The organism is Pseudofrankia saprophytica (assembly GCF_000235425.2).
GTDB lineage: Bacteria > Actinomycetota > Actinomycetes > Frankiales > Frankiaceae > Pseudofrankia > Pseudofrankia saprophytica.
This window is the reverse complement of record NZ_KI912267.1, coordinates 1,722,105-1,735,569: the sequence shown is the minus strand read 5'-3', so window position 1 is coordinate 1,735,569 and position 13,465 is coordinate 1,722,105. Positions and strand designations below refer to the sequence as shown.

Annotated in this window: 5 protein-coding genes; all 5 read left to right on the top strand. The window is 75.6% G+C overall.

Annotated features, from left to right (window positions below):
* Positions 1–18 precede the first annotated feature (18 nt).
* On the top strand, positions 19–852 hold the full coding sequence (locus FRCN3DRAFT_RS0241655) for a helix-turn-helix transcriptional regulator (RefSeq protein ID WP_232794422.1): 834 nt from the start codon (positions 19–21) through the stop codon (positions 850–852).
* A 700-nt stretch (positions 853–1,552) separates the two neighbouring features.
* The gene (locus FRCN3DRAFT_RS54680; RefSeq protein ID WP_157845336.1) at positions 1,553–1,702 is read left to right on the top strand and encodes a hypothetical protein; all 150 of its coding nucleotides are present in this window, start codon (positions 1,553–1,555) and stop codon (positions 1,700–1,702) included.
* 576 nt (positions 1,703–2,278) lie between these two features.
* Entirely contained in the window at positions 2,279–3,478 is a 1,200-nt protein-coding gene (locus FRCN3DRAFT_RS56975) for a hypothetical protein (RefSeq protein WP_007518106.1), read from the top strand.
* Complete coding sequence (locus FRCN3DRAFT_RS48970; RefSeq protein WP_232794421.1) at positions 3,361–10,659, top strand: type I polyketide synthase; 7,299 nt, start codon at positions 3,361–3,363, stop codon at positions 10,657–10,659. The genes FRCN3DRAFT_RS56975 and FRCN3DRAFT_RS48970 overlap by 118 nt, the downstream gene beginning before the upstream one ends.
* On the top strand, positions 10,652–13,465 hold a 2,814-nt coding region (locus tag FRCN3DRAFT_RS48965; protein ID WP_007518110.1), incomplete at its 3' end, for a type I polyketide synthase. The genes FRCN3DRAFT_RS48970 and FRCN3DRAFT_RS48965, both read left to right, overlap by 8 nt.

The window sequence follows — 13,465 nt, the reverse complement described above, 5'->3', positions numbered from 1 at the left end:
GCGCCCGGGGGGGCCGGAATGTCCGCACGTACCCAGTTGGCACCGCGCGCGGCACAGCCGCCGCGGGATCTGGCGCTCGGCGCGGCCGAGCTGCGCGGCATTCTCCGGGTCGTCGAGGACTGCGAACGCGCCCCCACGCTCCCGGCGTTTCGGGAGGCCACGCTCGACGCACTTTCCCGACACCTCGGGTACCGGAACTCCGCGTTCTTCCTCGGCCCGTCGCTGGAGGCGGCCTTCCAGGACCAGCGACCCTCGGGGCGCGGGCTCGCGCTTCGGATGGCCGGCCCCTTCCTCGACCGCTATCGCGGACTCGAGGCGTTCTCCGACCCGGAGAGCCTGCGGCTGATGCACGAGCGGGGTGTGGTCACGCTCGAGGACATCGGCAACCCGGTACGACCGGAGATCCGGATGCGCATGGAGCGTTTTCTGCGCGCGCACGGCATCCACTCCAAGCTTCTCCTGCGGCTCGGCGGGCCGGCGAACATCGGTGCCGTGGTGTCGCTGCTGGACCCGCGGCCCGGCGCCTTCGGAGCGCGCGATCGCGCGGTCGCGGCGGTCCTCGGCCGCCACCTGGGCAACCTCCTGCGATTCCATGTCCGCGCGAACACCGGCCCCGCCGTCACCGCGAAGCTGTCGGCCAGGGAGCGTGACGTCGTCCGGCTGGTGGCCGAGGGCCACTCGAACCGCCAGGTCGCCGAGGCGCTGTGCATCAGCATCGACACGGTCAAGCACCACCTGACGCACGCGCTCGTCGCCACGTCCTGCGCCAACAGGACCCAGTTGGCGCTGGCCTGGCAACGCGAGATGGGCCCGTCGACTCCGCCGGTCGCCCCGGGCGCCGGCCGGGACTGACGCGACCCAGCCGCATCGCCGGCACATCTGAGGCCGTGCCGCCCGCCGCACCGTCGCGGGCGGCATCGGCGCGCCCGTAGGCCGGGCGATGTCGGTGCCCGGCCCGGCGGCCGGTGCCCCTCGGCCGGTACCCGCGGCCGGGCCCGTCCTCTCCGCGGGCATGTCACGGGGACTGGGGCCGCCGGGAGTGGTCGGCCGGGCTGGACGTCCGCGGGCCCAGACGGTGGAAAACGGACATTGATGTCTGTTCGGGGCAATCGGTCGGCCGGCAACGACGCGGCCTGAGTCGGCCTGTGTCCGGGTGGCCACCGACGGAGTGCGGCCCGGGACGTCCCATCCAGGCGCCCATCCGGCTGAACGAGTCGGGCTTCGCGGTTACGCGGGCGGCGGGAAAGGCTTGACTGCCCGAACGCACTGGCGCTAGTCGGGTGAAAAACCCTCTTTACCTGTTCCCAAGGCCCGGGAGAACCCTCCGACCTGACTAGACCGATCGTGCGGGAGACCACCTGAGGTGGGACCCGCCAGGCGGCAGGAGCGGCTCGGCGCCGAGCGCCGAAGGCGCCAGGGACGCGGGACGAGGTCCGGTGCCGGGACGGATCCCGCCATGGCGGACCACCATGCCCGCTAATTCGGTACCGTCGTTTTGGCGGCTAGCTCCCCGGAGGATGCCCTGTTCCTGCTGGGCGCCTTTTGAGGCTTCGTGAATGAATTACTCAAGCCTTCGGCGGCGCTCATCGAGTCATTCTGGATGTCGGGTCAGCAAGCTCCAGGAAACGGCGTAAGAATGTTCTTGATGGATGCGGACGGAATCATTGGTGACGGTTCCGTCGGCATCGATTCCCGTGGATGACGGACCACCCAAGGTACCCCGAAGGTGGTCGCGTATCATGCCCCCGAATGGGGGTATCTGAGTGTGGCCACCAAGGCGCGATCATTGTCGGCGGGCGCGTCGGCACACCCGCCGGCATGCTCTGGGCAGCGCACATCCGCCTCGTCGGGCGGCGCCGCCCAGGGGCAGTTTCGGCGTGGCTATCCGTGTGGCTATAATTCTCAGCACCTTCTCGGACTCTCGTCACGACGGCGTGGAGAGAGCCCGCGTGGGTGCTTGAAACCCGACCCGGGAGCGTCTGGACATCGACGGCGCTCGGCGTAGTACCGCACCTGGAGACGTTGTTTTTCGAGATGACCAAGGCTCCGGCGCAACTCGTCCCGGCACGCCCGCGCGAGTGTGCGTGTCCGCCGGCACCCACCGAGTCGGTGACGAAACCCAGATGGTGATGATGGCCATAGCGGGTCCGTCCGCTGAACCTGTCTGTTCGCCGCGGCATGGCCCGGGGCGGGGCCACCGCCCTGGGGCGATGCCCGCCCCCCTCCCGCTCGCACCCCGGTGTCGCCGCGGGCGTCACTGGCTCAGGAGGACCAGTCGATGACCAGGACTTCCAGTCAGCTCGACCCAGGCCGCCCCACCCGTTGGGAGGATGGCCCGGACGCCCCGGCACCCGCCGGCGCGAGGGATCTCGTCGTCGTCGTGACGCCGTTCGCGGAGCCGAACGCCGCCCTGGTAGCGGCCGTGGAGCGTGCCGGCGGGTTGGGCGTGCTCGACCTGGGCGGCGACGCCGCCCGCGCCCGCCGAGCCCTCGCCGACGCGGCTCGCTGGTGTCCCGCCACGTTCGCGGTCCGGGTGGGCCCGGCCACGCCGCTGCGTCCGGAGGACCTGCCGGCCGAGGTCGACACCGTGCTGCTCGCCGACCTGGACCTGCTGGCCCTGGCGGCGTCCGCCGCCGGGCAGCCTGCGTCCGCCGGGTGGGACATCGCCGGGTGGGACATCGCGCGCGCGGCCGGCCCGACCGGGGCGCGCCGCGTGCTCGTCGAGGTGACCTCGGTGGCCGGCGCGCGGGCCGCGCTCGCCGCCGGTGCCGCCGGCGTCGTGGCCCGGGGCAATGAGGCCGGCGGGCTCGTCGGCGACCTGACCACCTTCACTCTGCTCCAGCACCTGGGCGCGGCCGGCCTGCTGACCAGCGCCGGCGCCCCCGCCCCGTTCTGGGCCGCCGGCGGGATCGGCGAGCACACGGCGGCTGGCGCCGTCGCGCTCGGGGCCGCTGGCGTCGTCCTGGACACCCAGCTCTCCCTGGTGCGCGAGGCGGAGACGGCGGCCGAGGTGGCCGCCGCCGTGCGGGCGATGGACGGCAGCGAGACCACCCTGGTCGGCGGCCACCGGGTCTACGTCCGCCCGGACCTGCCGGTCGCGCGGCTCGCCGGGCTCGCGCCCGCGGCCGGCCCCGGCCCCGGCGAGGCGGATCTTCGTGACACCGGCGGCGAGGTGGCGAGCGACGGTGCCCTGCCCGCGCCCCTGGAGGGTCAGAGGACGGCGCGCTCACGCCCGCCGAGGCCGCGGCCCGCCTCGGCGGGCGTGACCTGCGCGCCCAGCTCCTCCCGGTCGGCCAGGACGCGGCGTTCGCGAGCGGGCTCGCCGACCGGTACGTCACCGCGAGCGGCGTCGTCCGCGCGGTGCGCGCCGCCATTCGCGACCAGCTGGCGACCGCGGCCGGGCTGCGCCCGCTCGAGCCCGGCGCGCCGTTCGCCGCCGCCCGCGGCCTGCGCTACCCGCTCGCGCAGGGCCCGATGACCAGGGTCAGCGACATCCCGGAGTTCGCGAAGGCGGTCGCCGACGGGGGCGGGTTGCCGTTCCTCGCGCTCGCGCTGCTGTCCGGCGAGCAGTCCCGCGCGCTGCTGGCCCAGACGGCCGAGCAGCTCGGCGAGGCTCCCTGGGGTGTCGGCATCCTGGGCTTCGCCCCCGCCGAGGTGCGCGCCGCCCAGCTGGACGCGGTGCTCGCCGTCCGGCCGCCGTGCGCGCTGATCGCCGGTGGTCGTCCGTCGCAGGCCGCGCCGCTGGAAGCCGCCGGTATCGACACGTTCCTGCACGTCCCGTCCCCCGGCCTGCTGGAGCGGTTCGTCGCCGACGGTGCCCGCAAGTTCGTGTTCGAGGGGCGGGAGTGCGGCGGGCACGTCGGCCCACGGGCCAGCTTCGCGCTCTGGGAGGCCCAGGTAGGCGCGCTGCTCGCGGCGGGCGAGCGACTGGGCGGCGGCTTCTTCGAGGAGCTGCATCTGCTGTTCGCCGGCGGCGTGCATGACGAGGCGTCGGCCGCGGCCGTCGCCGCGGTCGCCGCTCCGCTGGCCGCGCGCGGCGCGAAGGTCGGCGCGCTGATGGGCACGGCGTACCTGTTCACCGCCGAGGCGGTCGCGAGCGGCGCTATCCAGCCCGGTTTCCAGGAAGCGGCGGTGCGCTGCGAGGAGACCGTGCTTCTGGAGACCTCGCCCGGGCACGCCACCCGCTGCGTGCGCTCACCGTTCGTTGACACGTTCCTGTCCACCCGGGCGGAGCTTGCCGCCGCGGGGCACAGCCGCCACGAGATGTGGGCGACCCTGGAGGGCCTCAACCTCGGCCGGCTGCGCATCGCCAGCAAGGGCGTGCGCCGCGACGGCGGGGCGCTGGTGGCGGTCGACGAGACCGCCCAGGCGGCCGAGGGCATGTTCATGATCGGCCAGGTGGCCGCGCTGCGCGCCGAGCGGACCTCGATCCCGGTCCTGCACGAGCAGGTGAGCACCGGCGCGGGCGACGCGCTCGCTCGCCGGGCCGCCGAGCTCGGCCTCGCGGTCGACGGCGCTGGTACCGGCGCCAGCGCCGCCGCGGCTGCCCGGGGCATCCCGGCGCAGCAGGGGGCCGGCGACGAAAACGCGGTCGTGGACCCGATCGCCGCGCGGCGCGCGGCCGCGGCGCGGTCGGTGGCGGCGGTCCGCGAGACGGCCCGGCCGGCCGACATCGCGATCATCGGCATGGCGGGGGTGTTCCCCGGCGCGCCGGACGTGGAGACGTTCTGGGCGAACATCCTCGGCGGGGTCGACGCGGTCACCGAGGTGCCCGCCGAGCGGTTCGAGGCCGACCGCTTCTACTCGCCGGACGCGTTCGTCAAGGACGCCGGCAAGATGACCCCGTCGAAATGGGGCGGTTTCCTGCCGCCCATCCCGTTCGACGCGCTGGCCTACGGAATCCCGCCGCGCTCGCTGCGCAGCATCGAGACCGGCCAGCTGCTCGCGCTGGAGGTCTCGGCCCGGGCGCTGCGCGACGCGGGCTACGAGAAGCGCCCCTTCGACCGCTCCCGTACCTCGGTGGTGTTCGGCGCCGAGGCCGGCGCGGACCTCTCCGGCGCCTACGGCCTGCGGGCCGGCTACCGGGCGCTCGTCGGTGACCTGCCGGCCGAGCTCGACGAGCACCTGCCCGAGCTCGACGAGGACTCGTTCCCCGGCATCCTGGCCAACGTCATCGCCGGGCGGGTCGCCAACCGGCTGGACTTCGGCGGCGCCAACTTCACCGTCGACGCCGCCTGCGCCTCGTCGTTCGCCGCGCTGGACGCGGCCTGCAAGGAGCTCCTGGCCGGAAACTCGGACATGGTGCTCTGCGGCGGCGTCGACACCCACAACGGGCTGAACGACTTCCTGATGTTCGCCTCGGTGCACGCCCTGTCGCCGAGCGGTCGGTGCCGCTCGTTCGACTCCTCCGCCGACGGCATCACCCTCGGCGAGGGTGTCGCGGTCGTCGTGCTCAAGCGCCTCGCCGACGCCGAGCGCGACGGGGACCGGATCCACGCCGTCGTCAAGGCGGTCGCGGGCTCCTCCGACGGGCGCGCGCTGGGGCTGACCGCCCCGCGCCGCGCGGGCCAGGTGCTCTCGCTCGAACGCGCCTACAGCCGCGCCGGGATCTCCCCGTCCGAGGTCGGCCTGGTGGAGGCCCACGCGACCGGCACCGTCGTCGGTGACCGTACCGAGCTCGCCACCCTGACCGAGGTGTTCGCCCAGCACGGCGCCGAGCCGGGCGCCTGCACGGTCGGCTCCGTCAAGTCCCAGATCGGCCACGCCAAGTGCGCCGCGGGCATGGCCGGGCTGATCAAGGCCACGCGCGCGCTGGCCGCCGGGGTGCGGCCGCCCACGCTGCACATCGAGACCCCCAACGAGGCCTACGACCGGGCGAGCAGCCCGTTCGCCTTCGACAAGGCGGCCCGGCCCTGGGCCGCGCCGGCGAGCGAACGGCACGCCGGGGTGTCGGCCTTCGGGTTCGGCGGGACGAACTTCCACGTCGTGCTGTCCGCCTACGACGGCGGCCCCGAGCCGGCGCACGGGCTCGCGCACTGGCCCGCGGAGCTGTTCGTCATCCGCGGCGCCGACAACGCCACGGCCGCCCGGCGCCTCGACCGGCTGACCGAGCTCGCCCAGACGAACGAGGACGCGGGTCGCCCCTGGCGGCTGCGCGACCTTGCCCGCACCATCGCCGAGGACCGGTCGGGACCGGTTCGGCTCGCGTTCGTCGTGTCCTCGCTCGACGAGCTGCCGGCGGCGCTCGCCAGGGCGCGCTCCTTCCAGCCCGACCCGAAGGCCGGGCTGTTCGTCGCCCCGGACGCGCCGGCCACCGCCGGGGCTACCGGCGCCGAGGTGAGCGGTCCCGGGCGGGTCGGGTTCCTGTTCCCGGGCCAGGGCAGCCAGCGCCCGGGCATGCTCGCCGACCTGTTCGTCGCGTTCCCGCGGCTGCGCGAGGTGCTCGAGCTCGGGCCGCGCTGGGCGGGCACGATGTTCCCGCCGGCCGCGCTCAGCCGGGCGGAGGCGGACGCGCAGGCCGCCGCGATCACCGACACCCGGGCGGCCCAGCCGACGCTGGGCCTCGCTGGCCTGGCGATGGCCGAGCTGCTCGGCTCCCTCGGGATCCACGCCGACGACCTTGCCGGCCACTCCTACGGGGAGCTGGTCGCGCTGTCCGTCGCCGGCGCGCTAGACCGTGCCGACCTGATCGGTCTCTCCGAGGCCAGGGCGGCCGCGATCCTCGCGGCGGCGGGCGAGGACCCGGGCACGATGGCCGCCGTCTCGGCGCCCGCCGCCGACGTCCGCGCCGCGCTGGACGCGGCGGGCGGGCGCGCGGCGGAGGTCGTGCTCGCCAACCAGAACGCCCCGAAACAGACCGTCGTGTCCGGCCCGACCGCCGCCGTCGACGCCGCGCTCGCGGCGCTGTCGGCCGCGGGCCTCGCGGCCAAGCGGATCCCGGTCGCCGCCGCCTTCCACAGCCCGGTCGTCGCCGGCGCCGCCGGCACGCTCGCCGACACCCTCGCCGGGCTCACGGTCTCGCCGGCCGCCGCCAGGGTCTGGGCGAACACGACCGCGGCGCCGTACCCGGACACCGCCGCCGAGATCCGGGCGACGCTCGCCGGTCAGGTGGCCGCGCCCGTCCGGTTCGTCGAGCAGGTCGAGGCGATGTACGCGGCCGGGGTGCGCACCTTCGTCGAGGTCGGCCCTGGCCGGGTGCTCACCGGCCTCGTAGGCAAGATCCTCGCCGGTCGGCCGCACCGCGCGGTCGCGACCGACGTCGCCGGCGAGCCGGGGCTGCGCCGCCTGCTGCTCGCCGCCGCCGAGCTCGCCGCCGCCGGTGTCACCCTCGACATCGCGCCGCTGTTCGCCGGCCGGGACGCGCGGGTGGTCTCGGCGGCGGACGCGCCGCGGCGGCCCGGCTGGCTGGTCGACGGCGCCTTCGTGCGCACCGCGGACGGGCGCGTCGTCGCGGGCGGCCTGAAGCCGCTCGCGCGGCTCGAGATCGAGTCCGCGGCCTCCCCGGCGGTGCCGGCGGTCTTCGCGGCGCCTGCCGATCCGACGGCGGACACGGCGGTGCTGGAGTTCCTACGGACCACTCGTGATCTCGTCTCGGCGCAGCGCGACGTCCTGCTCGGCTACCTGGGTCGCGGGGGCGCGGCCGCGCTGGACGCCGGAACGCTCGCGGGCCTGGGCGGCGCGGCTGGCGCGCGGCTCGCGCCGGTCGATGACGGCCGGACGTACGAGCCGGCGCAGGTCGGACGCCTGGCCGCGGCGAACGGCCACGCGCCGGTCATCCCCGCGCAGGCCTTCCCGGTGGACCAGCCGTCGCCGAGCGTGCCGGCACCGGCCGCCGCGTCCGCGGGCCGTGGCCTGGGCCGCGCCGTGGTGCTGGACACGGTGGTGGAGGTGATCGGTTCGCAGACGGGTTACCCGGCGGAGATGCTGGAGCCGGGGTTGGACCTGGAGGCGGATCTGTCGATCGACTCGATCAAGCGGACCGAGATTCTTGGTGAGCTGGCGGGTCGGTTGGGTCTCGCGGATGCCGCGGGTGGTGAGTTGGACGAGTCGGTGGTGGAGGAGCTGGCGGCGATCAAGACGGTGGACGGCATCGTCGACTGGATCGTCGCTCGCTCGCCCGGAAGCTCCCAGCAGGCCTCCCAGCAGGGCGCGACCCAGGTCGTCGCCGTTCCCGCCCAGGCTGTCCCGGCCGCCGCCGTGGCGGCCGTGTCGGGCAGGGGAGCCGTCCTTGACGTCGTCGTCGAGGTGATCGGTTCGCAGACGGGTTACCCGGCGGAGATGCTGGAGCCGGGGTTGGACCTGGAGGCGGATCTGTCGATCGACTCGATCAAGCGGACCGAGATTCTTGGTGAGCTGGCGGGTCGGTTGGGTCTCGCGGATGCCGCGGGTGGTGAGTTGGACGAGTCGGTGGTGGAGGAGCTGGCGGCGATCAAGACGGTGGACGGCATCGTCGACTGGATCGTCGCCCACCAGGCGAGCCCGGCCACGGCCACGGCCGCGGCGGCCGGAGCTCCGGCCGTTCCGGTCGCCGCTGGCGGCGCGCTGCCGCCCGGCGCGGTGCCCTTCCAGCCCACCCCCGCCCGGTCGGATGTGCCCGCCATGGCCGGCACGCTGGCCGCGCCGTACCTGAACGGGGCGTCGTCGGCGTCCCCGGCGCCGCCCCCCGGGCTGGCCGGTGGTGGCGGCGCGCCGCCCCTCGGGCGGCCCGCCGTGCTGGACACGGTGGTGGAGGTGATCGGTTCGCAGACGGGTTACCCGGCGGAGATGCTGGAGCCGGGGTTGGACCTGGAGGCGGATCTGTCGATCGACTCGATCAAGCGGACCGAGATTCTTGGTGAGCTGGCGGGTCGGTTGGGTCTCGCGGATGCCGCGGGTGGTGAGTTGGACGAGTCGGTGGTGGAGGAGCTGGCGGCGATCAAGACGGTGGACGGCATCGTCGACTGGATCGTCGCGCACACCGCCGCCAAGGCCACCGACGTGGGGGAGACCGGCACAGAGCACTCGGTCGCCGAGGAGCACTTGGCCGCCGAGCCCGAACTGGTCGGGGGAGCGCGGTTCCCGCTGCGCCGGTTCGTCGTCGAGCCGGGGCCGCTGCCGGCCGTGGGCAGCACGGCCTTGGGCAGCAGGGGCTCCGCCGTGGCGGGTGGACTGCCGGGCGATGGCACGCCGCTAGCGGGCGGGCGCTTCGCCGTCGTCGAGGGCGGACTTGGGGTCGGCCTGGAGATCGCGGACCTGCTGGAGCAGGCCGGCGCGACCGTGCGCCTCCTCGACGCCGGCGCCCCGGACCTCGCCGAGGTCGTCGCCGGCGGAGTCGCCGCCGACGGCCTGCTGTGGGTCGCCGCGCTCGACGCCGCCGCGGGCTCCGCGGCGGAGCTGCCCGGCGCGTTCGCCGCGCTGCGGGCTGCGGCCCTCGGCGGTACTCGCCGGCTGGTCCTCGCCAGCGGTCTGGGCGGGGACTTCGGCCGCCGGGGAGGCGCCGCGGCGACCGAGCCGGCCCCGGTGGCCGGCGCCGGCTTCGCCGGCTTCGCCCGCACCCTCGCGTACGAGCTGCCCGACGTCGCCGTGCGGGTCGTCGACGTCGACCCCAAGGACGCGCCCCGCCGGATCGCCGAGTCGCTGCTCGGCGAGCTGGTCGCCGAGCATGCCCCGCTCGTCGTCGGCTACCGCGACGGCGCCCGCTCGGCGTTGCGCGTCCTGCCCGCCGAGCTGACGGCCCAGTCCACGGACGCCGCGGCGCCCATGCTGGACTCGTCCTCGGTGGTGCTGCTGACCGGCGGCGCCCGCGGCATCACCGCCAAGGTCGCCCTGGAGATCGCCCGTCGGCACGGCGCGCACATCGAGCTGGTCGGCCGGACGTCGCCGCCAGCCGGCCCGGAGGACCCGGCCACGTCCGCGGCCACGGACGCCCCGGCGCTGCGCCGGGCGCTCATCGCCACGGGCATGCGCCGCCCGGCCGAGATCGAGGCGCGTCTCGCCCGGCTGCTCGCCGAGCGCGAGGTGCGCGCGACCCTCGCCGAGCTCGACCGGACCGCCGCGAGCGTGCGGTACCACGCCGTCGACGTCCGCGACGGCGCCGCCGTGCGGGCCGTCGTCGCCGACGTCTACGCCCGCCACGGCCGGCTCGACGGTGTCGTCCACGGCGCCGGGGTGCTCGAGGACCGGCTGCTGAGGGACAAGACGCCCGAATCGTTCGCGCGGGTGTACTCGACGAAGGTCGACGGGGCGCGGGCGCTGCTCGCCGCGCTGCGCCGCGACCGGGGCCCGCGCTTCGTCGCCCTGTTCGGCAGCGTCGCGGGAGTCTTCGGCAACCGCGGTCAGGTCGACTACGCCGCCGCCAACGACACCCTGGACACGCTGGCGCACGCGCATGCCGGCGTCTTCCCGGCCTCTGCGCTCACCTCGCGGGAGGACTCCGCCAAGCCGGCGGAGGTCATGCCGGCGCAGGTCGCGGGCCGGGTCGTCAGCGTCGACTGGGGACCGTGGCGGGCCGAGGGCGGCGGCATGGTCTCCGCCGAGCTGGAGCGCGAGTACGCCCGGCGCGGCATCGGCCTGATCGAGCCGGCCGAGGGTGTCGACGCGCTGCTGCGCGAGCTCGCCGCGCCCGCCGGCCCGGCGCAGGTGGTCTACATGTGCGGCGAGGTGGACGCCTTCTATGGCTGATCATCTCAGGGAAGGCGTCTCGGGGGCCGCGGCCGCCGACGATCCGATCGCGATCGTCGGCATGGCGGCGCTGTTCCCCGGCGCGGGCGGCCTGGACCAGTACTGGTCCAACATCGTCGGCGGCGTGGACGCGATCCGCGAGGCCCCACCCGGCCGGTGGGACGACGAGTTCCACCGGCCCGAGGCGGCCGCCCCGCCGCCGCCGGGAACGCCACGGGCCGACCGGCTCTACACCCGCCGGGGCGGCTTCGTCGACGAGCTCGCCACCTTCGACCCGACCGAGTTCGGCATCATGCCGCTCGCGGTCGAGTGGGCCGAGCCCGACCAGATGCTGGCGCTGCGGCTGGCCGCCGAGGCGATCGCCGACGGCGGCGGCCAGGACGCCCTCGGCGACCGCGAGCGGGTCGGCGTAGTGCTCGGCCGCGGCGGCTACTTCGGCCCGGCCTTCGCCCGCATCGAGCAGCGGGTCAAGACCGCCCGCCAGGTCGCGGTGACGCTGCGCGAGGTGCTGCCGGACCTGCCGGAGGAGGCGGTCGAGCGCGTCCACGCGGCGTTCGTCGCGAAGCTGGGGCCGGAACGGCCCGAGGCGGCGATCGGGCTGGTGCCGAACCTGGCCGCCTCCCGGATCGCCAACCGGCTCGACCTGCGCGGCCCGGCGTACACCGTCGACGCTGCCTGCGCGTCGTCGCTGATCGCCGTCGACGCCGGCATCCGCGAGCTGCGCCTGGGCCGGGCCGACACGATGCTGGTCGGCGGCGCGCACATCGTGCACGAGCCGACCTTCTGGAGCACGTTCGCGATGCTGCGGGCGCTCTCGCCCTCGCAGCAGATCCGCCCGTTCGACCGGTCGGCCGACGGAGTGCTCATCGGCGAGGGCGTCGGCCTGCTCATGCTGCGCCGGCTCTCGGACGCGCGCAGGGCCGGCGACCGCGTCTACGCGCTGGTCCGCGGCACCGGAGTCGCCAGCGACGGCCGTACCTCCTCGCTGATGGCGACCGCCTCGGCCGGCCAGACGCTCGCCGTGCGCCGCGCCTGGGCGGACGCCGGCCTCGACCCGCGCGCTCCTAGCGCCGTCGGGCTGATCGAGGCACATGGCACCGCCACCCCGAACGGCGACGCCGCCGAGCTCGCCACCCTTGCCGACGTGTTCGGCCCGCTGGACCCGGCCGCGCGGATGATCGGCATCGGCTCGGTCAAGTCCATGATCGGGCACACGATGCCGGCTGCCGGCGCCGCCGGGCTGATCAAGGCGGCCCTCGCGCTGCACCACCGCACGCTGCCGCCGACGCTGCACTGCGACGACCCGCACCCCGCCTTCGCCGGTACCCGGTTCGCCCCGGTGCTGGCCACCTCGCCCTGGGACGAGCCCGCCAGCGGCGCGCCGCGCCGCGCCGGGGTGAACGCCTTCGGCTTCGGCGGCATCAACGCGCACGCCGTCCTGGAGCAGGCCCCCGACCGGCCGGCACCGTCCCCGGCCGCCACGTTCCCCGCCCCGACCGGCGTGCCCACCGCATCCGCCGTGGCGACGCCCGCCGTGGCGACGGTCGCGCCAGCCGGTCTGGTGGCCGACCCTGCGGCCGAGGCGGTGCTGCTGCTCGCCGCGGCGACGCCCGCCGAGCTCGCGGCCCAGCTCGCCGTGCCCGACGAGGTGCTGCTCGCCCGCGACGACGCCGCGACGGCCCCGACGGGCGGCCCCTGCCGGCTCGCTCTGGTCGCGCCCACCCCGCGCCGGCTCGCGCTCGCCCGCACGATCGTCGCCCGCGGCACCCCGTGGCGCGGGCGTAACGACCTCTGGTTCACCCCGGACCCGCTGCTCGCCGGGCCCGGCGAGGCGGCCGCTCCGGGACAGTCCTCGCCGGCGGGACGGCTCGCGTTCCTGTTCTGCGGGCTGGAGGACAAGTTCGACCCGCGCGTCGACGACGTCTGCGCGCACTTCGGCCTGCCGCTGCCGGACCTGGGCGAGACCGGCGTGCTCGGCGGCCACGGCCGGGCCAGCGTCGAGGTGGGCCGGGTGCTCGACCTCGTGCTGCGCCGGCTCGGGATCGTCCCCGACGTCGTCGGCGGGCACAGCATCGGCGAGTGGAACGCGATGATCTCGTCGGGCATGGTCCCGAACGACTTCGTCGACGCGTTCATCGGTGGGTTCGACCCGGGGTCCCTGGAGGTCCCCGGCGTGTGCTTCGGCGCCATCGGCTGCGGCGTCGAGACGGTCGACGAGGTCATCGCGGATCTGCCCGACGTCGTCGTCTCGCACGACAACTGCCCGCACCAGTCGGTCATCTGTGGGCGCGAGGCGAGCGTCACCGAGGCGCTCGCCCGGCTGCGCGCCCGGGGCGTGATCGGGCAGGTGCTGCCGTTCCGGTCCGGCTTCCACTCCCCGTTCCTGCGGCCCTACCTGGACCGGGTGCGCTCGCCGCTGGCCACGATGCCGCTCGCGCCGGCGGGCGTGCCGGTCTGGTCGGCCACGACCGTCGCGCCCTACCCGGACGACGCGAACGCCATCCGTGAGCTGACCGTGCGCCACCTGCTGGAGCCGGTGCGGTTCCGCGCGCTCGCCGAGCGGCTGCACGACGCCGGCGTCCGGATGTTCCTGCAGGTCGGGGTCGGCACGATCGCCGGTTTCGTCGACGACACGCTGGCCGGACGGCCGGACCATGTGACCGTCGTGTCCAGCTCGCCGAAGCGGTCCGGGCTGGACCAGCTGCGCCGGGTCGCGGCGGCGGTCTGGGCCGAGGGCGGCGCGCCGCGCTTCGACCTGCTGCCCTGCCGCCACCGCCCCGTCGTGCCCGTCGCCGCCGGCACGGCC